This is a genomic window from Streptomyces sp. LUP30 (genome assembly GCF_001746365.1).
Taxonomy (GTDB): Bacteria; Actinomycetota; Actinomycetes; order Streptomycetales; family Streptomycetaceae; genus Streptomyces.
Map to the genome: position 1 here is coordinate 37173 of NZ_MJAJ01000055.1, position 21904 is coordinate 59076.

The following is a 21904-nucleotide window of genomic DNA, read 5'->3' on the forward strand; positions in this document are numbered from 1 at the left end:
CGGGCTTCCGCGACATTCGGGCGAGAACGCAGACGTAAACAACAAAACCCGCACCCGGCCTGAGGCCGAATACGGGTATCCATGGATCACCGAGCGGAACCCGCTCGACACGGAGAGTAAAGAGTGTCCGAGGGGGGACTTGAACCCCCACGCCCGATAAAGGGCACTAGCACCTCAAGCTAGCGCGTCTGCCATTCCGCCACCCGGACCAGGTGTCTGCCGCCACGCGAGTGTTCCCGGCGGCGACAGGGACAACAATACCAAGCTTTCGGAGTGCGTTTCACCTGCATAACCGCTGGCCGGGCCGGTGCGGGGCCTCCGCCGCGACCTGCTCACGGCGGGTGACCGCCCGATCGCTTCGCCGCCGGCTCCTCCACGACGAGCGCCCGCAGGGCCCGCATCAGGGTGGCCGCCGTCTGCTCGTCCAGGGGGGCGAGAAAGCGATGCTCCGCGGCCCTGCGTGCACGGTCCGCCCGGTCCAGACAGTCCCGGCCCGACGGGGTGAGCCGGACGACGTTGCGGCGTCGGTCCCGCGAGCTGCGCCGCCGTTCCACCAGGCCGTGGTCCTCCAGGCCGTCGATCAGGGACACCATCGTGGTGCGATCGACGCCCAGCCGCGCCGCCGCCTCGATCTGCGAAGACGTCTCACCCGTCGCGAGCACGACCAGCACCGCCAGATCATGGCCGTCCACCCCGTACGGGGCGAGCGCCTCGGCGGACGCCCTGGCCAGCTTGGCCTGAACCTGATGGAGGAGACAGCCGAGCCGATACTCCGGGGGCGCGGGCGGCACCTCTCCGTCACTCACCATGCCCCGAGAGTATCGGCCCGCCTCCCGCGGAGGCCGGCATCACCGCACCGGGCCGGGGGTCGGAGGTCCGGGGGTCGGAGGTCCGGGGGTCGGAGGTCCGGGTCCCGGGAGGGAGGCTGCGGGGCGCCGGGAGGATCAGGACTCGTCGCGCGCGTGATACGAGCGCCGGGTGTGCTCGGTGTGCTCGCGCATGAGCCTGGCGGCCGACCGCTCGTCGTGTCCCGCGATGGCGGCGATGAGGGCGCGGTGCTCGACCCAGGACCGGTGGCCGCGCTGCCGCGCGATCGGCGTGTAGTACCAGCGCACCCTGCGTTCGACCTGCGCCGCCAGTTCGGCGAGGACCGCGTTGCCCGCGAGGTCGACGACCTTCGCGTGGAAGCGGGCGTTCAGGGCGACCGCCGCGTCCACGTCGTCACCGGCCACGGCCCGCAGACCCTGCGCCAGGATCTCCTCCAGGGCCTCGATGCCCGCCCCGTTCGCGCGGGTCGCGGCGAGCCGCGCGGCTTCGGCCTCCAACAGCGTGCGGACGGTGAGGAGTTGGTCCGCCTCCTCCTCCGTCGGCTCGTGCACGAACGCGCCCTGGGCAGGCCTGAGGTCCACCCAGCCCTCGGTGTTCAGCCGCTGCAGGGCCTCGCGCACCGGCTGCCGCGAGACGCCGAGGCGGGCGGCGAGATCGCTCTCGACGAGGTGCCGGCCGGGCCGCAGGGCGCGGGTGGTGATGAGTTCGAGCAGCGCCTCGTAGACGCGGTCGCGCAGCGGGCCCGGCCGTTCGAGCTTGGGCACCGCGCCCTGCGGCAGTCCTGTCGACGACATCGGTCGGTCCCCCTCCTGGGCAGCACCGGGCGGCTGCATCCCGAAAGCCAGGCGTCGAACGGCGCGTCCGGTCTTCTGCAGGGCGGCCCCCGGTCTTCCGTCGGCGGCCCGCCGACCCGCCGACGCCGACCCGCCGTCCGCCGTCCGCCGTCCGCCGTCCGCCGTCCGCCGTCGAGTATCGACTGCCTTTCGTCCACAGTCCACGGCGCACCGTTGCCCGAGCAAGGCACGGCAGAACACGTCACATGCCGCCGCGCTTCGGCCGTGCCCGCCGACCGCGTCCCGGGTTCGGGCCACCCCAGGTCACGGGCGGTACACGTGGCCCGGGCCGCTCCGGATCACGGGCAGTACACGACCTGTCCCGCGTACGACAGGTTGCCGCCGAAGCCGAACAGCAGCACCGGGTCTCCCGTGGAGACGGCGCCCTGCTCGACGAGCTTGGAGAAGGCGAGCGGGATGCTGGCGGCGGAGGTGTTGCCCGACTCGACGACGTCACGCGCGACCACGGCGTTCACCGCGCCGATCTTCTGCGCGAGGGGTTCGATGATCCGCAGGTTCGCCTGGTGCAGGACCACGGCCGCGAGGTCCTCGGGAGCCAGTCCCGCCCGCTCGCAGGCCTGACGCGCGAGGGGCGGCAGCTGGGTCGTGGCCCATCGGTACACGCTCTGCCCCTCCTGCGCGAACCGGGCCGGCTGGCCCTCGATGCGCACCGCGTGCCCCATCTCGGGCACCGAGCCCCAGAGCACGGGCCCGATGCCGGGCACGGCGCCGTCGGGGCAGGCCTCGACCACGGCGGCCCCCGCTCCGTCACCGACCAGCACACAGGTGGTGCGGTCGCTCCAGTCGGTCACCTCGGACATCTTGTCGGCGCCGATCACCAGCGCGCGGGTCGCGGCGCCCGCGCGGACGGTGTGGTCGGCGGTGGCCAGCGCGTGGGTGAAGCCGGCGCAGACGACGTTGACGTCCATCGCGGCGGGCCGCGGGACGCCGAGGCGGGCGGCGACCCGGGCGGCCATGTTGGGCGAGCGGTCGACGGCCGTGGAGGTGGCGACCAGCACGAGGTCGATGTCCTCCGGCGTGAGACCCGCCGACGCGAGGGCCTTGGCGGCGGCGTGCGCGGCCAGCTCGTCCACCGGCTCGTCGGGGCCGGCGATGTGGCGCGTGCGGATGCCCACCCGGCTCTTGATCCACTCGTCACTCGTGTCGACCAGACCCGCCAGTTCCTCGTTGGTGAGCACCTTGGCGGGCTGGTAGTGGCCGACGGCGGCGATGCGCGAGCCGTTCATTGGAGGGTCCCCCTCGTTGCCTTGGGTAGCGGGATCCTCCAGTCTGATCAGTGACTCACGGGTACGGGGGCGCGTGAAGCGACAGGAAACCGGTTCCCGGGTTGTCGGCTTCCCCATAGGCCTCGGACGTCCGCACAGCCGTCGCACGTGCACTCGGCGAACACACGCCCCGCGGCTTGCGCTACCCGGTGAACAGCTGCGTCGCCTTGTGTACGAGCTCGTACAGCCCGTAGGCGAGCGGCGCCCCCACCCACAGCCAGGCGAAGGCGATCAGCGGCCGCCGGTCAGGCCGCGGACTCGGGCTGCTGTCGTTCGACATCGGCGGCCTCCCTCTGGGCGGGGATGTGGTGTCGGGCGTGGACGGGGCGAACGAGCTCGTTGGCGACGAAGCCGACGGCGAGCAGCCCGATCATGATGAACAGGGACAGGGTGTACAGGGACGAGCCGTGCCGGCCCGCCTCCTCCTGCCGGTCGGCGATCCAGTTCACGATCAGCGGGCCGAGCACGCCGGCCGTGGACCAGGCGGTGAGCAGCCGACCGTGGATGGCGCCGACCTGGTAGGCGCCGAAGAGGTCCTTGAGGTAGGCCGGGATCGTCGCGAAGCCTCCGCCGTAGAAGGAGAGGATCACCAGCGCGCACAGGACGAACAGCGGTTTCGAGGAGTCCCCGATCAGTGCGATCAAGGCGTACATGAGGGCGCCGACGCCCAGGTAGACGCGGTAGACGTTCTTGCGTCCGATCAGGTCGGAGGTCGACGACCAGCCGATCCGGCCGGCCATGTTGGCGGCCGAGAGCAGGGCGACGAAGCCGGCGGCCGCGGACGCCGAGACCGGGGTGGAGGTGTCCGCGAAGAAGTCCTTGATCATCGGGGCGGCCTTCTCCAGGATGCCGATCCCCGCCGTCACGTTCATGCAGAGCACGACCCACAGGCACCAGAACTGCGGGGTGCGCACCGCGCTGCGCGCCGACACCTGCACCCCCTCGACGGCGCTCGGGCCGCCCGCGACGGGCCGCTCACCGCGCGGGACCCGCACGAGCAGCACGCCGAGGGTCATGAACACCGCGTACGAGAGCCCGTGGACGAGGAAGGCCGACGCGATCCCGGAGCTGTCGGAGCCGAACGACTCCAGCATCTGCGCCGACCAGGGCGAGGCGATGAGCGCGCCCCCGCCGAAGCCCATGATGGCGATGCCGGTCGCCATGCCGGGGCGGTCCGGGAACCACTTGATCAGTGTCGAGACGGGCGAGATGTAGCCGATTCCGAGACCGATTCCCCCGACGAAGCCGTAGCCGAGGACGATCAGCCAGTACTGCTCGACGGCGGCGCCGAGCGCGGAGATCAGGAACCCGGACGAGAAGCAGACCAGGGCGACGGTCATCGCCCACCGCGGCCCGTTGCGTTCCACCAGGGTGCCGCCGAAGGCCGCCGAGAGGCCGAGCATGACGATGGCGAGCTGGAAGGGCAGCGCGCTCTGGGTGCCACTGAGGCCGAGCGCGGACTCCAGCGGCGGCTTGAACACGGACCACGCGTAGGCCTGGCCGATGGAGAGATGGACGGAGAGGGCGGCCGGCGGGACGAGCCAGCGGCTCCAGCCGGGCGGCGCGACGGGGGGACTCATGAATCCTGAACGGTAGGAACGCGCGCGGTCGTTGAGAAGGCGGCGCGTCGACCGTATGCGGTGAACGGTATGCGGGCTGCGCCGAACGGTCGGACCGGCGACTTTCCGCAACCGCTTACGAAGCGACCCGAACCCGGGCCGCCTCGTCCCGAGCCTCGCGGGACGAGGCGGCCCGGCCCCGGATCACGACCGTGAAAGCGCCTTCTGCGGAGCGGGCTGCAACCTCGGACTCCATGTGCAGGACAATGGCATCGCGAAGGTCACCTCACCGCACGACGACCCGGTGACCCACGGCCTTCTCCGCAGCAAGGGCCGTTTCGGCTGCCAGTACGTACAGAACCGGGGCTGATCACGACATGGGGCGAGTCACCGAACGGCGCAAAGTGATCCACATCCGGGACGGGGCGGTCACCACCAGGCCGGACACCCTCGTGGCCGAGGAGCCGCTGGAGATCCGGCTCAACGGCAAGCCGCTCGCCATCACCATGCGCACCCCCGGTGACGACTTCGCGCTGGCGGCCGGCTTCCTCGTCAGCGAGGGCGTGCTGGCCGAAGCGTCCGACCTGCTGAACATCGTCTACTGCGCGGGCGCGACGGCCGACGGCGTCAACACCTACAACGTGGTGGACGTGCGGACCGCCCCCGGCGTGAAGATCCCCGACATCAGCCTGGAGCGCAACGTCTACACCACCTCGTCCTGCGGCCTGTGCGGCAAGGCCAGTCTGGACGCGGTCCGTACGACGACCCGCTGGCCCATCGCCGACGCTCCCCCGCTGCGGATCGAGCCCGAGCTGCTGGCGAGCCTCCCCGACCGGCTGCGCGCGGCCCAGCGGGTGTTCGACCGGACCGGAGGACTCCACGCGGCTGCCCTGTTCTCCGAGGACGGCGAGCTGCTGGACGTGCGCGAGGACGTGGGGCGGCACAACGCGGTGGACAAGCTGGTCGGCCGGGCTCTGCAGAACGCGGACCTGCCCCTGTCGCGGGCGATCCTGCTGGTCTCGGGCCGCGCCTCGTTCGAGCTGGCGCAGAAGGCCGTGATGGCGGGTCTTCCGCTGCTCGCGGCGGTGTCCGCCCCCTCCTCCCTGGCCGTCGATCTGGCCGCGGAGACCGGGCTGACACTCGTCGGCTTCCTGCGTGGCAGCTCCATGAACGTGTACGCGGGTGGGGACCGCATCGCCCCGCGGACCTCGGCCGCCAAGGGCTGACCCGGTCGTCCCGCGGCCCCGCGCCGGGGCCCGAGCGGCGGGGAGCGCCCCCCGCACCGCTGGATCCCGTCTCAGACCCCGCCCCGCTCCCAGCCTGTTCAACGGGCCCTCCACCTGGCCGTCCGCCGAGGTGAGCAGCCCGTCGGTGTGGGCCGACGGTCCATCTGGGCCTCCCGCCGATCCGAACCGTGACGTCCGTCCCGGGCTGCCCCCTGCCGCTCACCCGTGCGTGAATCGGACCTCGGCCGCGCGCACCACCGTCCCGAGCCGGAGGAAGTCCCGCCTCACCGACGGCGTTTCGTGCTCGGCGCCCGTCAGGGCGGACATCGCGTCCTCGACGAAGACCAGGTCGTAGCCGAGATCGCCGGCGCGCGGGCGGTTGACTCGACTCCGAGATCGGTGGCGATGCCGCCGAACGCGAGTGTGCCGACGCCGTGTTCACGCAGCCGGGCGTCCAGGCCGGTGGCCTGGAAGGCGCCGATGGTCCGCTTGACGAGCGATCTCCCAGTCCCCCTCCGCACGCAGGCCCTGGACGAGACCGCTGCCGGGCGGCTGCTCGGCGACGCCCGGACACTCGACGAGGACGAGGACGAGGACGACGGGGGCGTCCGCCGAGCGGGACGACGCCGCCAACTCATGGGCCATTTGCAGCACTTCGGAGGCCTGCCGAGGCTCCAGAGGCAGTCCGACGATCGGGTCCATCAGGTCGACGAGCACGAGGGCGGTGCGCGCGGGATCGAGCGCGGCGAGTGTGATCATGACGGAACGCTGTCCACCGTCAGCGGTCCCTGCCGGAGATCCTGACCAACAGGGCCGTGAACTGGCCCCGTTCAGCCGGCGTGAGCGGGGCGAGCAACGCGTCGTTCGCCTCCCGGGCGGCCTTCTCGCAGCGCTCGAGCAGGCGTTCACCGGACGCGGTGAGCGACACGGCGTTCTTGCGGCGGTCGTTCGGATCCGGCTCGCGCAGGACCAGGCCCGCGGACTGCAGGTCGTTGAGGACGCCGACCAGATCCTTGGGGTCCAGGCCGACAGCGCGTCCGAGGTCCGCCTGGGCCACGGGGGCGAGATCGCGCACGGCGGAGAGCACGACGTGGGACCACATCTTGGCGCCTTCGACGGCGAGGGCGTCGGCGACCAGCGAGCGGCCCCGCGCGGCGGCGCGGCCGAGCAGCCAGCTGGGCAGGGAGCGGATCGCGGCAAGGGGCGCTTCGGACATGGCGGCACCCTAGCAAAAATCATTGGACACCCCAACGAACCGGCTATACCGTTGGGACTCCCAACGAATTGTGGAGGTGCGATGCGTCGCGTCCGGTACGAGTCCACCGGTGGCCCGCTGTTCCTGGAGGAGGCACCCGTCCCCGAGCCCGGCCCCGGGGAGCTCCTGCTGCGGTGCGAGGCCGTCGGCGTGACCCTCCCCGTCGTCCGCAAGGTCGCGGAAGCGGCGGAACCGATCGCGCTCGGGGGTGAGATCGCCGGGCGGGTCACGGCCGTCGGGAGCGGGGTCGACGACTTCCGGGTCGGCGAGCGCGTCACCGGCCTGTGCTTCGGCCACGGTTACGCCGACTTCGCGATCGTCCACCGGACGATGGCCTCACGCGTCCCCGAGGACGCGAGCGCGGTCGACGCCGTCGCCCTCGTCCGCTGCGGGCAGGTGGCCCTGGGCGCGCTGGCCGCCGCGCGCCCCGAACCGGGCGAGGCGGCCCTCGTCACCGCCGCGGCGAGCGGGGCCGGCCACCTCGCCGTGCAGCTCGCCAGGGCGCGCGGCGCGGCCCGCGTGGTGGGCGCCGTGTCCGACCCCGCGAAGTCCGCGTTCGTGAGGGCGCTGGGCGCGGACGACGTCATCGTCTACGACCAGGACGACTGGGGCGCCCCGGCCGACTACGTTCTGGACGCGGTCGGCGGCGACCTGCTCACTCCGGCCGTGGCGGCCCTCGCCCCGGGCGGCCGGCTCGTGGCGTACAGCTCGGGCGGCGGGACCGTCCGGGCCTACGACCTGCTGGTGGGCGCCAAGTCGGTGATCGGATTCCAGATGGCCCATGTGGCGCGCGAGAAGCCGCAGTTGTGCGAGCGGCGACGGCGGGAGCTGTGGCGGCTCTTCACCGAGGGCGCGCTGAAGCCGTGCGTGCACGGCGAGTTCGCCCTGGAGGACGCCGCCGAGGCACACGCGGTGATCGAGTCGCGCACCAACCTGGGAAAAGTGGTCCTGGTGCCCTGACCTGGGGACGGCCCTGGACCGTCGAGACGACAGACCACCGAGGCGCTCTCGCGGGGCTGCCGGGCCGCCCGGCAGCCCCGCGTCCTTCACGCCGTCGCCGCTGCCCGGTCGTCGGCCTGTGCGCTCGCCGGGTCCATCGGGTCCCGTGCGCGGCGCTTGGCGATGACCGCGCAGACCATCAACTGCATCTGGTGGAAGAGCATCAGCGGCAGCACCGCGAGAGAGGCGTGCGCGCCGAACAGGACGCTCGCCATGGGCAGTCCGGAGGCCAGGGACTTCTTGGAGCCGGCGAACTGGATGGCCACACGGTCCCCGCGGTCGAACCGCAGCGCCTTCCCGCCGTACCAGGTCAGGGTGAGCATCACGGCGAGCAGCACGGCCTCGACGACGAGCAGACCGCCCAGTCGTACGGCGCCGACCTGGTGCCAGATGCCGCGGTTCATGCCCTCGCTGAACGCCGTGTAGACCACCAGCAGGATCGAACCGCGGTCGACGAGTCCGAGCACCTTCTTGTGCCGGGTGACGAATGCGCCGATCCACCGGCGCAGCAGCTGCCCCGCGACGAACGGCACGAGCAGTTGCAGCACGATCTGGACGACCGAGTCGGCGGAGAAGCCGCCGCCGCTGCCGCCGAGCAGGGCGGCGGCCAGCAGTGGTGTGACGACGATGCCGACCAGCGAGGAGAAGGATCCCGCGCAGATCGCGGCGGGCACGTTGCCGCGCGCGATGGAGGTGAAGGCGATCGACGACTGGATCGTCGACGGGACGAGGGTGAGGAAGAGGAGCCCCTGGTAGAGGGGATCGGTGAGGAGGACCGGGACGAGACCGCGCGCGGCCAGGCCCAGCAGCGGGAACACGACGAACGTGCAGACCAGGACGGTCACGTGCAGTCGCCAGTGCTTCAGCCCGTCCATCGCCTCACGGGTGGACAGGCGGGCCCCGTACAGGAAGAAGAGGAAGGCGATCGCAGCCGTGGAGGCGCCGGAGGCCACGTCGGCGGCGGAGCCGTGCGCCGGGAACAGCGCCGCGAGCCCGACCGTCCCGAGCAGCAGCAGGATGTAGGGGTCGACCGGCATCCGACCCGGCCAGCGCAGGCGTTTCACGGGGCTCCACGTGCGGTTCGACAGGCGTACTCGGGGACCGGAAGGCCCCCCTCCATGGTCGCCCCCGTCACAGTGATCGGGAATCCGGCATACCGCTCTCACTGTCATCACGTATCGCGATGACGCGGGTACCGTGGCGGGTGTGTACGACCCCACTCAGCTGCGAACCTTCCTGGCCGTGGCCCAGACACTGAGCTTCACGCAGGCCGCGCGGCGGCTGGGGCTGCGCCAGTCCACCGTCAGCCAGCACGTGCGACGGCTGGAGGGCGCGACCGGGCGGCCCCTCTTCACCCGGGACACCCACTCCGTGGAGCTGACGGAGGACGGCGAGGCGATGCTCGGCTTCGCGCGCCGGATCCTGGACGTCCACGAGCAGGCGACGGCGTTCTTCACCGGCACCCGGCTGCGCGGGCGGCTGCGCTTCGGCGCCTCGGAGGACTTCGTGCTGACCCGGTTGCCGGAGATCCTGGAGAGTTTCCGCTACGACCATCCCGAGGTCGACCTGGAACTGACGGTGGAGCTGTCGGGGACCCTCCACGAACAGCTGACCGCCGGAAAACTGGACCTGGTGCTGGCCAAGCGGCGCCCCGAGGACCCGCACGGCGAGCTGGTCCGGAACGACGAACTGGTGTGGATCGGCGCCGAGCGGCTGCGTCTGGACGCCGACCGTCCGGTTCCGCTGATCGTCTTCCCGCCGCCCGGCATCACCCGCGCCCTGGCCTTGGAGTCGCTGGAACGGCAGGGGCGGGCCTGGCGGATCGTCTGCACCAGCGGCAGTCTGAACGGGCTCATCGCGGCGGCACGGGCGGGGCTGGGCGTGATGGCGCACTCGCGGGGCCTGATCCCGCCAGGCCTGGTGCGGATCCCGGAACGGGCGGGGCTGCCGGAGCTGGGGCGCGTCGACTTCGTGCTGGTGCACGGTCCCCGACGATCCTCCGCCCAGGGCGCGGCCGACGCACTGGCGGCAGCGATCCTCACCGGCGGCGACCGTCTCCACCGGCGGCCACCCCCCGGCCCCACCCGCCACGGCGACCCCCGTCCGGCCGACGACGCCTGAACGCCCCTTTGCGCCCTACCGCCCGCCGGGCTGATACGTGAGCTGCTCCACCCTGCGCAGGAGCGGCGTCGCCTCCACGTGCTGGACGCCCTCCAGGCGTCCCAGGGGTCCGCTGAGGCAGGCGTAGAGGCCCGCCGTGTCACGGAGCACCGCGGTGACCACGATGTGGGAGGGGCCGGCCGTGGCGGAGGCGACCTCCTCGCGCCGCCGTAGCGGCCCGCGCCGGCTCGACCGTGGCCGGCGTGGCCGGCGCCGCGCCGGCCACGGTGGGCGCGACACGGACGACCGGCGCCCTGCCGCACGCGGCGGCCCACACGCCGGCGGGCGGCGGCGCCGAGGCGCTGCACGGGACGTTCTCCGAGCATGCCCTGCGGTCCGCGTTCGCTTCCGGACCGGACGCGGCACTCGTGGTCGCGGGCTGCACGGGCGTGGCCGCCGCCGCGCTCGTCCTCCTCCTGGTCCGGGCGCCGCGCGCGGCCGTCCCGCAGGCGACGGGACCGGCGTCCCCGGCTCCGTCGGAGGAGCGGGCGCTCCCCGCCCTTGACCCGCGGCGCAGGAGCGGGAGGCGCTCCTGACGCGCGGCATGAGATCGGCCGGGGGGCCTGACGCGGACATGAGGCCGGCGGGAAGGCATTCCTGACGCGGGGCACCGGGCCGGGCCGCGCGGATCGCGCCCGGCCCCGGAAGCGGTCGGACAGCGTAAGCGGTACGGGCAGATTCGGTGGAGATTACGGTACCGAAACTTACTCAACCGTCAGCTTTGTGTCCGACCCTTCCCCATGTGCGCCCATTTTCCGCGCCCGACCCGCGCAGACGAGGGCATCGCTCGCTTTCCGCCCCTCTCCCGCCCCGTCGCCGGGTGGGGTAGCTTTCACGGCGCTGTGGGGCCATGAGAAGCGGGGTGCGTTTGCGCGAGTTCACCAACCCTCCGTTGGCGTTGGCGCCGCCGGTGGGCGGTCTGGCCGACGTCGTCTTCCGGCACGCCCAGGAGGACCCGCAGTACATCGCCCTCGGCCGCAAGGACGAACAGGGCGAATGGCGCGACGTCACCGCCGGTGAGTTCCGCGACGAGGTCCTCGCCCTGGCCAAGGGCCTGCTGGCCCAGGGCATCCGGTTCGGCGACCGCGTCGCCATCATGTCCCGCACCCGCTACGAGTGGACCCTGTTCGACTTCGCCCTGTGGACCATCGGCGCGCAGGTGGTGCCGGTCTACCCGACCTCGTCCGCCGAGCAGTGCTTCTGGATGCTCTACGACGCCGAGTGCACGGCCGCGGTCGTCGAGCACGAGGACCACGCGATGACGATCGCCACCGTCATCGACCGCCTTCCGCAGCTGCGGCAGCTCTGGCAGCTGGACTCGGGCTGTGTGCAGGAGCTCTACGACGCCGGCGCCGGCATCGAGGACGAGGTGGTGCACCGGCACCGGGAAGCGGTTACTCCCGATTCCACCGCGACGATCATCTACACCTCCGGCACCACGGGCCGGCCCAAGGGCTGTGTCATCTCGCACGGCAACTTCATGTTCGAGGCGGACACCGTCATCGAGCGGTGGGAGCCGGTGTTCCACTCCAGAAAGGGCGACGAGGCGGCCACTCTGCTGTTTCTGCCCCTCGCCCACGTCTTCGGCCGGATGGTGCAGATCGCCGCGATCCGCGGCAGGGTCCGCTTCGGCCACCAGCCCCAGCTGCACGCGGCCGCCCTCCTCCCGGACCTGGCCTCCTTCCGGCCGACGTTCTTCCTGGCCGTGCCGTACATCTTCGAGAAGGTCTTCAACGCGGCCCGCCGCAAGGCGGAGCGGGAGGGCAGGGCCGGGCCGTTCGAGAAGGCGGTCGACGTGGCGGTGAACTACGCCGAGGCTCTGGAGGCGAAGGCGTGGGGCATCGGACCCGGCCCCTCCGCGGGTCTGCGCATGCAGCACCAGCTGTTCGACAAGCTCGTCTACTCCAAGGTGCGCGCGGCGATGGGCGGACGCGTGCGGCACGCCATGTCGGGCGGCTCGGCCATGGACCGCAGGCTCGGTCTGTTCTTCGCCGGCGCGGGCGTGCTGATCTACGAGGGCTACGGCCTCACCGAGACGACGGCGGCGGCGACCGCCAACCCGCCCGGGCGCACCCGCTACGGCACCGTCGGCCAGGCCATCCCCGGCATGACCGTGCACATCGCGGACGACGGCGAGATCTGGCTGCGCGGTGAAAACGTTTTCCAGGGTTACCTCAACAACCCCAAGGCCACCGACGAGACCCTGCACGACGGCTGGCTGGCCACCGGCGACCTGGGCTCCCTCGACGAAGACGGTTACCTCACCATCACCGGCCGCAAGAAGGAGATCCTCGTCACGTCGGGCGGCAAGAGCGTCTCGCCCGGGCTGCTGGAGGAGCGGGTGCGCGAACATCCGCTGGTCAACCAGTGCATCGTCGTCGGCAACGACCGGCCGTTCGTGGCCGCGCTGGTCACCCTCGACCAGGAGGCCGTCGAGCACTGGCTGCAGATGCGCGCCAAACCGCAGCTGACGCCCGTCGAGCTGGTGCGCGACCCCGACCTGGAGGCGGAGGTGCGCCGGGCCGTCGTCGCGGCGAACACGCTGGTGTCGCAGGCCGAGTCGATCCGCACCTTCCGCATCCTCGCCCAGCCCTTCACGGAGGAGCACGGACTGCTCACCCCGTCGCTGAAGTTGAAGCGCAAGGCCATCGAAAACGCTTACGCAAAGGAAGTCGACGCCCTCTATCGCACATGATCTCGCCGAGGGAGGTGAAACGGTTACCGACGGGCACGAGACGGGTCTCCGACAGGCTCCCCGGGAAACCGATCGGCGGGGGCAGGAATGCGGCGCCCGACGTGATCGTTGACGATGGGAGCATCACTTTGACGGACAACCGAAGGATCAAGAGCTCGTGAGCAGCAAGGTCCCCCAGATCACCCTCAACAACGGCGTGGAGATGCCCCAGCTGGGCTTCGGCGTCTGGCAGGTGCCGGACGACGAGGCGGAGCAGGCGGTCTCCACCGCGCTGGAGGCCGGGTACCGCAGCATCGACACAGCGGCGATCTACGGCAACGAGGAGGGCACCGGCAAGGCCATCACCTCCTCCGGCGTGCCCCGCCAGGACATCTTCGTCACCACCAAGCTCTGGAACGACGACCAGGGGTACGACTCGACGCTCCGCGCGTTCGACACCTCCCTGGCCAAGCTCGGCCTGGACTACGTGGACCTGTACCTCATCCACTGGCCGCTCCCGGCCCGCGACCGCTACGTCGACACGTACAAGGCGTTCGAGAAGCTCCTCGCGGACGGCCGGGTGCGCGCCATCGGCGTGTCGAACTTCCTGCCGGAGCACCTGGAGCGGCTGATCGGGGAGACGTCGGTCGTCCCCGCGGTCAACCAGATCGAGTTGCACCCGCACCTGCAGCAGCAGGCGTCCCGCGACGTCCACGCGGCGCACGGGATCGCCACCGAGGCCTGGTCCCCGCTCGGTCAGGGCAAGGGCCTCCTGGAGGTTCCGGCGATCGTGGCGATCGCCCGCAAGCACGAGCGCACGGCGGCCCAGGTCGTGCTGCGCTGGCACCTCCAGCTCGGCAACGTCGTGATCCCCAAGTCCGTGACGCCGTCGCGGATCGAGGAGAACATCGACGTGTTCGACTTCAGCCTGGACGACGAGGACCTGGCGGCCATCAGCGCCCTGAACGAGGACCGGCGCATCGGTCCCGACCCGGGGACGTTCGATCCCTCCTGAAGGACTGAAGGGGGTGGCTCCCCCGCACGCGTCGAGGGCGCTCCCCGGTCCGGGGAGCGCCCTCGACGCGTCGCACCGGCTCGTCAGTTGGGCTGGCCGATCGGCCGTACGACGACGGTGTTGACGTCCACGCCGGCCGGCTGCCGGATCGCCCACACGACGGAGTCGGCGATCTGGTCGGCGGTCAGCAGATGCCCGGGCGGCAGGCTGCCGTAGCTGTCCCAGAAGGGGGTCTCGACCCGGCCGGGCGCGATCAGCGTCACGCCGACGCCCCACTCGGTGACCTGGCGGCGGGTGTTCTCCGCAAGCCCCGTCACCGCCCACTTCGTCGCCCCGTAGACGTTGCCCGGGGTGGGCACGAAGCCGGCGACGCTGCCGATCAGGACGATCCGCCCCCCGGTCTCCTTGAGGGCGTCGATCGACGCGCGGACGAGCAGTGCCGGGCCCAGGACGTTGGTCAGCACCATGTCGGTCCAGCCGGCCGGGTCGCCCTCCGCGACCGAGTCGTGGGTGGCGGTCCCCGCGTTGGCGACCACTGTGTCCAGCCGGCCGAATTCGCTGAGCGTCAGATCCACCGCCGACCGTACGCTGTCGTAGTCGGCGGCGTTCCCGGCGACCGTCAACAGCCCCTGCGGCTCGCCGAGTTCCTCGGCGAAGGCGCGCAGCCGCTTCTCGCCCCGACCGGTGACGACGACCCGGTGTCCGGCTTCCAGCAGCCGGCGGGCGACGGCCGCGCCGATGCCGCTGCCGCCGCCGGTGATCAGTGCGACCGGTGCGCCCGGAGCGCCGGAAGAGTTGCTCATGACATGCCCCCATGGTGTTGCCCGTACGGTCCTCGGTGCGCCGTCGCGCGGCTCGACGTGCGCGAGATGCGAGGCGTCGTGCGACGGGCGCTGCGCAGTCCATCACTTGGAGCACTCTCCAAGTCAAGCCCGATCGGACGGACTTGACGCACGGTCTTGACGCGCGGGCTTGGCACGCGGGCTTGGCACGCGGGCTCGATCGCGCGGACGTGGTCGCGCGGGCCCGGTGCCGGAGCCGTGCTTCTACACCGGCTTCACCGCGGTGTGCACCGTGTGCGCCGCGAGCACGAAGACGTCCGCCCTGCGGTGCACCCCCGCCTCGTCGCCCGGGTCGAGCAGCCGGTCCAGCGTGGTGCGGTCGTCGGGGTCGAGGGAGTCGCCGAAGCCGTCCCGCAGCCGCGACAGCGTCGCGGCGATGTAGGAGCGGGCCCGCCCGGAGGCGGGCGCCGGCAGGTCGAGCAGGAAGCTGCGGCTGCGGGCGTGCTTCAGGCCGGCCGAGCCGAGCAGCGCCGCCCAGTCCTCGGCCTCGTCCACGGAACCGGGCAGGGCGGCCCGCATCTGCGCGAACCACTCCTCCTGCAGCACGTCGAGCCGCGCCTCCAGCCCCGGCCGTCCGAAGCCCGGGTCTCGCGGCAGGAACCGGGACGGCAGACCGCCCTCCATGATCGCCAACGTCCCGCCGGGAGCGAGCCGCTCCGCGAAGGCGGTCAGGGCCGCGCGCTGGTCACCGAGGTGATGCAGACTGCGGCCGGCCCACAGCAGGTCTGCGGGGTAGTCCAACTCCTGCAGCACTGCGGGGAGTTCGCCTGCGAGTGTGCCGAAGCGGTCTGCGTGGCCGAGCCGCTCGGCCCGTTGCCGTGCCCGTTCCAGAAGGGGAACGGAGGCATCGACGGCCATCACCCGCGCGCCGGGGAACGTCTCGGCGAACAACGTGGAGACGACCCCCGGGCCACTGCCCGCGTCCACGATCAGCCCCGGCTCGGTCACCTCCTTTCCGAGCCAGGACAGGGCCCGCTCGTACAAAGGCATGAACAGCTCGGCCTGCGCTTCGAGGTGCGGGGCCATCTCCGCCCAGTCGATGTCGGTGCCGTGGCCGTGGCCGTGGGTGTGTCCGGCGTCGGGCGTGTGCCGGTCGCCGTGGGATGCGTGCGGGGGGTGCGCCATGGTGGTCAGCCTCTCGTCCGGGGTGCCGTCAGCGTGCGCCGACGCACCGGCCCGAGGCCACTCCTGTTGCCGAGGCGGCAAAAAACCGGATGCGGACGGCAAGCCGGTTCGCCGAGGATGGCCCGATGGACGACAGCCAGGTCGAGCGGTTCCTCGAGGACGGGTTCGTGAGGCTCGAAGGGGCTGTTCCGCCGCGGGTCGCCGAGGACTGCGCGGTGCTGCTGTGGCGGGAGACGGGGTACGACGCGGACGACCCCGGCACCTGGCAGGAGCCGGTGGTCCGGATCGGGGACATGGCACAGGGCCCGTTCGCCGCCGCGGCCAACAGCGCGGCGCTGCACGAGGCGTTCGATCTGCTGGTGGGCGAGGGCCGCTGGACGCCGCGCTACTCGCTGGGCACCTTTCCGCTGCGTTTCCCGCACGAGTCCGAGCCCGACGACGCGGGCTGGCACATCGAGGGCAGCTACTACCCGGACGGTGCGACCTGGCCCTGGGCCGACGTCCGCTCCAGGGATCGCGCGCTTCTGATGTTGTTCCTGTTCAGCGAGGTGAGCGAGACCGACGCCCCGACCCGGGTCCGCGTCGGCTCCCATCTGGACGTGCCCCCGCTGCTGGAACCGTACGGCGAGCAGGGCGTCTCGATCCTCGAGATCGCGCCGCGTCTCGAGCGGGCCACCGCACACCGTCCGGTCGCCTACGCCACCGGACGCCCCGGTGACGTCTACCTCTGCCATCCGTTCCTGGTGCACGCCGCGCAGCCGCACCACGGGGAGCGCCCCCGGTTCCTCGCCCAGCCACCGCTGCATCCGGCCGCCCCCTTCGAACTGGAGCGGCCGGACGGGGACTACAGCGCGGTCGAGTTCGCGATCCGCCGGGGACTGGCCCGGGAGGGCTGAGCGCCCCGGCGGATCACCGTCGCCTCACCGCGGACGCGGACCCCGGCGGACGCGGACCCCGACGGGGACCGTCGTCGCCGTACCGCGGTCGCGGACCGGCGCATCGGCCTACAGCGGCGGATAGGCGTTCTGCATCAGCTGCTGGAACTGGGCGGAGAACCAGTGCCCGGACAGCGGGGCGTTCGCCAGGGCGCCCGACATGCTGTTGCCGTTGCGCGCGTTGCCGGTGTAGGTGGGGTCGCACATCCGGTCGAAGCCCTTGCCCTCGTCGTTGGCGATGGCCGAGCTCGCGCCGTCCGACTCCCCCGGCGGCTTCATCCACACGTAGGCGTCGATCCCGGCGGCCGGCGCCGCCTTGGGACGCTCGCCGAGACCCGCGCCGGCCTGGTTGCACCAGTTGCCGATGTGGATCCGGCGGTCGTAACGGCCGCCGTTGACATAGGTGTCCACGCTGGTCGTGGCGCCCGGGCCGGCGGGCCGGGCGGAGCCGCCCCAGCCGTTGCGGGAGGTGTCGATCAGCATGCCGATGTCGGACCGGAAGCCGGTGGTCACCAGCTGGTTGCGGAAGGCCTGGGCGTACGACAGCTCGTCGACGTAGCGGTTCCAGTCCACCCACTTGGACTCACGGACCGACTTGCCGGCCACCGAGTCGTTGATGGTGAAGTTGTTCTCCTTCAGGGCGCTGAAGTTGGCCGTGTTGGTGATGAAGCCGTGCACGTCGTCGACGGTCGCGCCCTCCGCGGTGGCGGCTTGGTACAAGATCTGGGCGGAGGGGGCGAAGTTGTCGTCCCAGCCGAGCCAGCCGTGGTGACCGGCGTCGATGTAGTTGTAGACGTTGGGGATCGCGCCGAGCTTGTTCAGCGCGTAACCGACGCCCTTCACGTAGTTGCCGTTGGCCTTCATGGTGTCGCAGGCCGGGGTGGCCGTGGCCTTGCCTCCGGTGTTGGTGACGAGGTTCGGCAGCGAGTCGATCTCGACGGTGGTGACGATCCGCAGGCCCGCGTACTTGCTGTCCGAGAGGATCGCCGCGATCGGGTCGATGAACTGCGTCTTGTACTTGTCGATCTCCGTCGGGCCGAGCTCACCGTTGGAGGCGAGGGCCGAGCAGTCCCGTCCGGGAAGGTCGTAGACGACCAGCTGCACGACTTCCTCGCCGCTGCCCTTCTGGGCGAGGGCCGCGTCGAGGTGGGCGCGCAGGCCCATGCCGCCGTTGGCTCCGTTGATGGCCGCGATGCGGTCGAGCCAGACACCGGTGGGCTGGTTGGAGACGCGGCTGCCGCCCGGTTCGGCCGCCGCGTGCGCGGACCATTCGGGGTTCACGTAGACCTTGGCGCCTGCGTAGGGGTTGTCGACCTTGGTGGAACCGCCGGGGCCGGTGGGGCCGGGGTCGGTCGGGCCGGGATCGGTGGGACCGCCGGTTCCGCCGTCGACGTTGCAGGTCACGCCGTCGAGGGTGAACGTGGTCGGGACCGCGTTGGTGCCGCTGTAGGTCCCCTGGAACCCGAAGCTGACCGAACCGCCGGTCGCCAGCGTCCCGTTGTAGGTCTCGTTGGCGGCGGTGACGGCCGTGCCGGACTGGGTGACCTTCGCGTTCCACGCGCTGGTGACCTTCTGGCTTCCGGCGTACGCCCACTTCACCGCCCAACTCGACTTGGCGGCGGAGTTGTTGGTCACGGTGACGGCGGCGGTGAAGCCGCTGCCCCAGTCGTTCTGCACCTTGTAGTCGACGCTGCACGGGATGGCGGCGATGCCCGGATCGCCGGGGACGACCGCGAGCGCCGTCCCGGAGGCGCCGGCGACCAGCGCCAGCGCGGCGAGTACCGCTGTTCTGCTACGGCTCATGAGTGCGGGTTTCCTTCTTGGTTGCGGGAGTTTGTCCGTTTCTTCGGTGTTTCTGTTCGGTGTGCGTTTGCGGTGCGAGGGTCCGACCCGCGGGACCGCAGGCGGCTCCTGCCCCGGGGGCCCGCGCCCGACGGACGGACGCCGGGTGGATCCCGTGCCGGGCGGATCCTGTTCGGACGGCCCCATGTCCGCGGGGCCGGCTCGTGGCGCCTATCCCTGGAGTGCGCGCAGATGGTCGCGCAGGCCGGTGCCGTACGCCGTGGGCGTACCGTCGTAGCCCGAGATCAGGGACGGCCCCGCCGAGCAGTCCCAGGAGTTCCACGTCCAGCCCAGATAGGACAGGCCGTGGTCGTCGAACCACTTCATGACCTGGTCGACGAAACCGTGCGAGCAGGTGTTCTCCCCGATCTCCCCGGCCACGAGCGGCACGCGGGCGGCCACGGGAGCGAGCGTCGAGTTCCAGCAGCCGGCGTCGGCGCAGCTGTTGAAGTTGTACACGTGGTACGCGGCGGCGAGATTGCCGGTCGGGTCGTCGGGCTTGTACGTCAGCCACTGGCCGAGGTCGTTGGAGTAGGCGAGCCCTCCGGCCAGGACCACGTTCCGGGCGCCGGTCGCCCGTACCGAGTCGACGAGATCCTGCATTCCGGCGACCTGGTACCCGATGCCGGGGCAGGAGCCGCCGTCTCGCCAGCACTGCCACGCCTGGGCGGTCGTGGAGGTGGCACGGTCCGGGTAGGGCTCGTTGAACAGGTCGAAGGCGACGGCCGTGTCGTTCTTGAACGTGTTCGCCACCGACGTCCAGAACGCCGGGGCGTACTGCATGTCGGGCATCGGCTTCTGGCAGGTGGCGTGCACGTCGGAACAGCCCGCCGAGTTGCCCGTGTACTGGCCGTAGGTCCAGTGCAGTTCGACGATCGGCGTCATGGCGTGCGCCTTGACGCGGGCCACCAACTGCTTGACGGCGTTGACGTAGTTGGCGCCGCCGTAGGCGGGGTCGATGTTCGACAGGCCCAGCCAGCACTCCTCGTTGAGGGGGATCCGGACGGTGTTCACCCTCCAGTCCGCGATCGCCTTGACGGCCGCGTCGTCGACCGGGCCGTCCCAGATGCCGCGCCCCTGGACGCACATGAACTCGCCGCCCGAGCGGTTCACGCCGAGGAGACGGCGGTTCCCGCCGTCGGCGTCCACGAGCTTGTTCCCCGAGACGTGCAACGCGGGCGGACCGTCACCCGGACCCGGCGGGTCCGTCGAGGGCGGCGCGGTGGGTGTGGGGGTGGGCGTGGGGGTGGGGGTGGGGTCGACGTTGCAGGTCGTGCCGTTGAGCCTGAACGCCGCGGGTACGGTGTTCGTGCCCGACCTGGAGGCGACGAACCCCGCGCTGACGCTCGCACCGGAGGGCAGGGAGCCGTTCCAGCTCTCGTTCACGGCGGTGACCGTCGTGCCGGACTGGGACCACTCGGCACTCCAGCCCTGGGTGACCTTCTGACCGTTCGCGAAGTCGAAGGCGAGGCTCCAACCGGTCACGGCCGCCGAGTTGTTGGTGATGGTCACGGCGCCCTGAAAGCCGGCGTCCCACTGACCGGTGACGGAGTACTCCACCGTGCAGGCAGACGCGGCCCCCTGCGCCGTGACGACCGGCAGCAGGGCGCCCGCGACGAGGGCGACCGTGCCGGCTACGGCGAGAAGTGCTGAACGCGCGGGGTGTCGCATGAGCGACTCCTTGCAGCTCAGGCGCGTCGTGACAGACGCGTCGACTGATGGAACCGCTCCCACTGGTGCCTCGAAGCTAGCGCCACGTGCTGGCAAAGAACAGAGGCGTCACTGACTTTCCCTCAAGTTGAGGTGTCGAATCTTTTCGACTCTTCAAGCACCTTGACCGCGTTCACCCCCATCCCCACTATGGGAGCGCTCCCACTGGTTCAAGGCTTGTTGCTCCTCCCCCCACTTCTTCCGAGCCGCAAGGAGGACCAGCACATGGATCCCTCACGCAGACGCCGCGGCGCGCGGCGCCTGTGGACCGCCTTCGTGGCGGCCCTCGCCCTCCCCTTCGCCATGCTGAGCACCAGCACAACCCCCGCACAGGCAGCGGGTGTTCAGTGCAATGTGGACTACAAGACCAATGACTGGGGCTCCGGTTTCACCGCGGATCTGACCCTCACCAACCGCGGCACGGACGCCATCAACGGCTGGACGCTGACGTACTCCTACGCGGGCAACCAGAAGCTGTCGAACGGCTGGAACGGCAGCTGGGCGCAGTCCGGTCAGCAGATCACGGTGAACAACGCGTCGTACAACGGGACGATCGCGGCGGGCGACGCTGACGTACTCCTACGCGGGCAACCAGAAGCTGTCGAACGGCTGGAACGGCAGCTGGGCGCAGTCCGGTCAGCAGATCACGGTGAACAACGCGTCGTACAACGGGACGATCGCGGCGGGCGCGGCGGTCAGCACGGGTGCGCAGTTCACCTACAGCGGCACGAACGCCGCTCCCGCGAGCTTCTCGGTCAACGGCACCGCCTGCGTCGGCGCGCACCAGCCGCCGGTCACGGTGCTGACCAGCCCGAGCGCGGGCGCCGTCTACACGCAGGGCGACGCGGTGCCGCTCGCGGCGACCGCCGCGGCCGCCGACAACGCGACGATCACCAAGATCGAGTTCTACGACGACACGACCCTGCTGGGCACGGACACGAGCGCGCCGTACACCCTGTCCGCGTCCGGCCTCTCCGTGGGCAGTCACTCGCTGGTCGCCAAGGCGTACGACAGCCTGGGCGCGTCGGCGGCGTCGACCCCGGTCGGCGTCACGGTCGCGTCGGGACCGGCCGTGGTGGCCTCCGCAAGCCAACTTGCCGTGCAACAGGGCAAGACGGGCACCTACTCGCTGAAGCTCTCGACCCAGCCGTCGGCGAACGTGACCGTCACGACCGCCCGGACCACGGGCAACACGGGACTGACGGTGACGGGCGGCGCGAGCCTCACCTTCACGCCCTCCAACTGGAGCACCGCCCAGAACGTGACCGTCACCGCGGACGCCTCGGGCACGGGTGCGGCGACCTTCGAGTCGACGGCCGCCGGGCACGCCAAGGCCTCGGTCACGGCCACCGAGATCCCGGGCGCCAAGGCGTACGACGCCCGGTTCCTGGACCTCTACGGCAAGATCACCAACCCGGCGAACGGCTACTTCTCCCCCGCGGGCATCCCCTACCACTCGGTCGAGACGCTGATCGTCGAGGCCCCCGACCAGGGCCACGAGACCACCTCGGAGGCCTACAGCTACCTGCTGTGGCTGCAGGCCATGTACGGCAAGGTCACCGGCGACTGGTCGAAGTTCAACGGCGCCTGGGCAATCATGGAGAAGTACATGATC

The 21904-nt window shown here is 71.3% G+C and carries 18 protein-coding genes, 1 tRNA gene and 5 pseudogenes; 10 read left to right on the top strand and 14 right to left on the bottom strand.

What is annotated here, in order from left to right; all coding sequences use genetic code 11:
* Positions 1–124: 124 nt before the first annotated feature.
* From BG482_RS33100 to BG482_RS33120, 6 genes are all read right to left on the bottom strand, one after another.
* A tRNA-Leu gene (locus tag BG482_RS33100) sits at positions 125–209 on the bottom strand.
* A gap of 123 nt (positions 210–332) precedes the next feature.
* Positions 333–809, bottom strand: coding sequence for a MarR family winged helix-turn-helix transcriptional regulator (locus tag BG482_RS33105; RefSeq protein WP_069772892.1), 477 nt, complete (start codon positions 807–809; stop codon positions 333–335).
* A 135-nt stretch (positions 810–944) separates the two neighbouring features.
* The gene (locus BG482_RS33110) at positions 945–1622 is read right to left on the bottom strand and encodes a GntR family transcriptional regulator (protein WP_069772893.1); all 678 of its coding nucleotides are present in this window, start codon (positions 1620–1622) and stop codon (positions 945–947) included.
* Between the two features lie 338 nt (positions 1623–1960).
* Positions 1961–2908, bottom strand: coding sequence for a beta-ketoacyl-ACP synthase III (locus BG482_RS33115; protein ID WP_069772894.1), 948 nt, complete (start codon positions 2906–2908; stop codon positions 1961–1963).
* Between the two features lie 181 nt (positions 2909–3089).
* Positions 3090–3227, bottom strand: coding sequence for a hypothetical protein (locus BG482_RS44240; RefSeq protein ID WP_176741532.1), 138 nt, complete (start codon positions 3225–3227; stop codon positions 3090–3092).
* Positions 3193–4527 (bottom strand): OFA family MFS transporter, encoded by a 1335-nt coding sequence (locus tag BG482_RS33120; RefSeq protein WP_069772895.1) that lies wholly within the window; start codon positions 4525–4527, stop codon positions 3193–3195. Before BG482_RS33120 ends, BG482_RS44240 begins: the two co-directional genes overlap by 35 nt.
* A gap of 185 nt (positions 4528–4712) precedes the next feature.
* Here BG482_RS33120 and BG482_RS44245 point away from each other — a divergent pair.
* Together BG482_RS44245 and fdhD are read left to right on the top strand one after the other, a co-directional pair.
* Positions 4713–4876 (top strand): annotated as a pseudogene (locus tag BG482_RS44245) (Fe-S-binding domain-containing protein); the annotation flags it as partial.
* Between the two features lie 7 nt (positions 4877–4883).
* Entirely contained in the window at positions 4884–5732 is an 849-nt protein-coding gene (fdhD, locus tag BG482_RS33125) for a formate dehydrogenase accessory sulfurtransferase FdhD (protein WP_069772896.1), read from the top strand.
* Between the two features lie 219 nt (positions 5733–5951).
* On the opposite strand, the pseudogene BG482_RS33130 reads toward fdhD, so the two are convergent.
* Positions 5952–6491, bottom strand: a pseudogene (locus BG482_RS33130) (isochorismatase family protein).
* 19 nt (positions 6492–6510) lie between these two features.
* Entirely contained in the window at positions 6511–6948 is a 438-nt protein-coding gene (locus BG482_RS33135; RefSeq protein ID WP_069772897.1) for a MarR family winged helix-turn-helix transcriptional regulator, read from the bottom strand.
* Positions 6949–7029: 81 nt separating this feature from the next.
* Here BG482_RS33135 and BG482_RS33140 point away from each other — a divergent pair, with 81 nt between their 5' ends.
* Entirely contained in the window at positions 7030–7947 is a 918-nt protein-coding gene (locus BG482_RS33140) for a zinc-binding dehydrogenase (protein WP_069772898.1), read from the top strand.
* A gap of 86 nt (positions 7948–8033) precedes the next feature.
* On the opposite strand, the gene BG482_RS33145 is transcribed toward BG482_RS33140, so the two are convergent.
* Positions 8034–9050, bottom strand: a complete 1017-nt coding sequence (locus BG482_RS33145; RefSeq protein ID WP_069772899.1) for a bile acid:sodium symporter family protein — start codon at positions 9048–9050, stop codon at positions 8034–8036.
* 142 nt (positions 9051–9192) lie between these two features.
* Here BG482_RS33145 and BG482_RS33150 point away from each other — a divergent pair, with 142 nt between their 5' ends.
* Positions 9193–10107: a LysR substrate-binding domain-containing protein gene (locus tag BG482_RS33150; RefSeq protein WP_069772909.1), complete on the top strand. Its 915-nt coding sequence runs from the start codon at positions 9193–9195 to the stop codon at positions 10105–10107.
* A gap of 15 nt (positions 10108–10122) precedes the next feature.
* Here BG482_RS33150 and BG482_RS41745 read toward each other — a convergent pair.
* Positions 10123–10299 (bottom strand): annotated as a pseudogene (locus BG482_RS41745) (AsnC family protein); the annotation flags it as partial.
* Positions 10300–10349: 50 nt separating this feature from the next.
* Here BG482_RS41745 and BG482_RS44250 point away from each other — a divergent pair.
* The 3 genes from BG482_RS44250 (at position 10350) to BG482_RS33165 (ending at position 13835) form a co-directional block, all read left to right on the top strand.
* Positions 10350–10682: a hypothetical protein gene (locus tag BG482_RS44250; RefSeq protein ID WP_069772900.1), complete on the top strand. Its 333-nt coding sequence runs from the start codon at positions 10350–10352 to the stop codon at positions 10680–10682.
* Between the two features lie 332 nt (positions 10683–11014).
* On the top strand, positions 11015–12841 hold the full coding sequence (locus tag BG482_RS33160; protein WP_069772910.1) for a long-chain fatty acid--CoA ligase: 1827 nt from the start codon (positions 11015–11017) through the stop codon (positions 12839–12841).
* A gap of 157 nt (positions 12842–12998) precedes the next feature.
* Positions 12999–13835 (top strand): aldo/keto reductase, encoded by an 837-nt coding sequence (locus tag BG482_RS33165; RefSeq protein ID WP_069772901.1) that lies wholly within the window; start codon positions 12999–13001, stop codon positions 13833–13835.
* 83 nt (positions 13836–13918) lie between these two features.
* On the opposite strand, the gene BG482_RS33170 is transcribed toward BG482_RS33165, so the two are convergent.
* Together BG482_RS33170 and BG482_RS33175 are read right to left on the bottom strand one after the other, a co-directional pair.
* A complete protein-coding gene (locus BG482_RS33170; RefSeq protein WP_069772902.1) occupies positions 13919–14638 on the bottom strand; it encodes an SDR family oxidoreductase in 720 nt (239 codons plus the stop codon).
* A 243-nt stretch (positions 14639–14881) separates the two neighbouring features.
* A complete protein-coding gene (locus tag BG482_RS33175; RefSeq protein WP_069772903.1) occupies positions 14882–15802 on the bottom strand; it encodes a trans-aconitate 2-methyltransferase in 921 nt (306 codons plus the stop codon).
* Between the two features lie 125 nt (positions 15803–15927).
* Between BG482_RS33175 and BG482_RS33180 the strand changes: the two genes are divergently transcribed.
* Positions 15928–16698: a phytanoyl-CoA dioxygenase family protein gene (locus BG482_RS33180; protein WP_069772904.1), complete on the top strand. Its 771-nt coding sequence runs from the start codon at positions 15928–15930 to the stop codon at positions 16696–16698.
* A gap of 108 nt (positions 16699–16806) precedes the next feature.
* On the opposite strand, the gene BG482_RS33185 is transcribed toward BG482_RS33180, so the two are convergent.
* Together BG482_RS33185 and BG482_RS33190 are read right to left on the bottom strand one after the other, a co-directional pair.
* Positions 16807–18540 (bottom strand): glycoside hydrolase family 6 protein, encoded by a 1734-nt coding sequence (locus BG482_RS33185; RefSeq protein WP_069772905.1) that lies wholly within the window; start codon positions 18538–18540, stop codon positions 16807–16809.
* Positions 18541–18750: 210 nt separating this feature from the next.
* Complete coding sequence (locus tag BG482_RS33190) at positions 18751–20250, bottom strand: cellulase family glycosylhydrolase (protein ID WP_079142443.1); 1500 nt, start codon at positions 20248–20250, stop codon at positions 18751–18753.
* A 264-nt stretch (positions 20251–20514) separates the two neighbouring features.
* Between BG482_RS33190 and BG482_RS46285 the strand changes: the two are divergent.
* Positions 20515–20730 (top strand): annotated as a pseudogene (locus BG482_RS46285) (cellulose binding domain-containing protein); the annotation flags it as partial.
* A gap of 124 nt (positions 20731–20854) precedes the next feature.
* Positions 20855–21904, top strand: a pseudogene (locus BG482_RS33195) (glycoside hydrolase family 48 protein); the annotation flags it as partial.

Coding starts and splice junctions, on each gene's coding strand:
- BG482_RS33115 (WP_069772894.1), bottom strand. CDS start 2,908: ATGAACGGCTCGCGCATCGCCGCCGTCGGCCACTACCAGCCCGCCAAG.
- BG482_RS33185 (WP_069772905.1), bottom strand. CDS start 18,540: ATGAGCCGTAGCAGAACAGCGGTACTCGCCGCGCTGGCGCTGGTCGCC.
- BG482_RS33175 (WP_069772903.1), bottom strand. CDS start 15,802: ATGGCGCACCCCCCGCACGCATCCCACGGCGACCGGCACACGCCCGAC.
- BG482_RS33135 (WP_069772897.1), bottom strand. CDS start 6,948: ATGTCCGAAGCGCCCCTTGCCGCGATCCGCTCCCTGCCCAGCTGGCTG.
- BG482_RS33105 (WP_069772892.1), bottom strand. CDS start 809: ATGGTGAGTGACGGAGAGGTGCCGCCCGCGCCCCCGGAGTATCGGCTC.
- BG482_RS33120 (WP_069772895.1), bottom strand. CDS start 4,527: ATGAGTCCCCCCGTCGCGCCGCCCGGCTGGAGCCGCTGGCTCGTCCCG.
- BG482_RS33170 (WP_069772902.1), bottom strand. CDS start 14,638: ATGAGCAACTCTTCCGGCGCTCCGGGCGCACCGGTCGCACTGATCACC.
- BG482_RS44240 (WP_176741532.1), bottom strand. CDS start 3,227: ATGTCGAACGACAGCAGCCCGAGTCCGCGGCCTGACCGGCGGCCGCTG.
- BG482_RS33180 (WP_069772904.1), top strand. CDS start 15,928: ATGGACGACAGCCAGGTCGAGCGGTTCCTCGAGGACGGGTTCGTGAGG.
- BG482_RS33110 (WP_069772893.1), bottom strand. CDS start 1,622: ATGTCGTCGACAGGACTGCCGCAGGGCGCGGTGCCCAAGCTCGAACGG.
- BG482_RS33140 (WP_069772898.1), top strand. CDS start 7,030: ATGCGTCGCGTCCGGTACGAGTCCACCGGTGGCCCGCTGTTCCTGGAG.
- fdhD (WP_069772896.1), top strand. CDS start 4,884: ATGGGGCGAGTCACCGAACGGCGCAAAGTGATCCACATCCGGGACGGG.
- BG482_RS33190 (WP_079142443.1), bottom strand. CDS start 20,250: ATGCGACACCCCGCGCGTTCAGCACTTCTCGCCGTAGCCGGCACGGTC.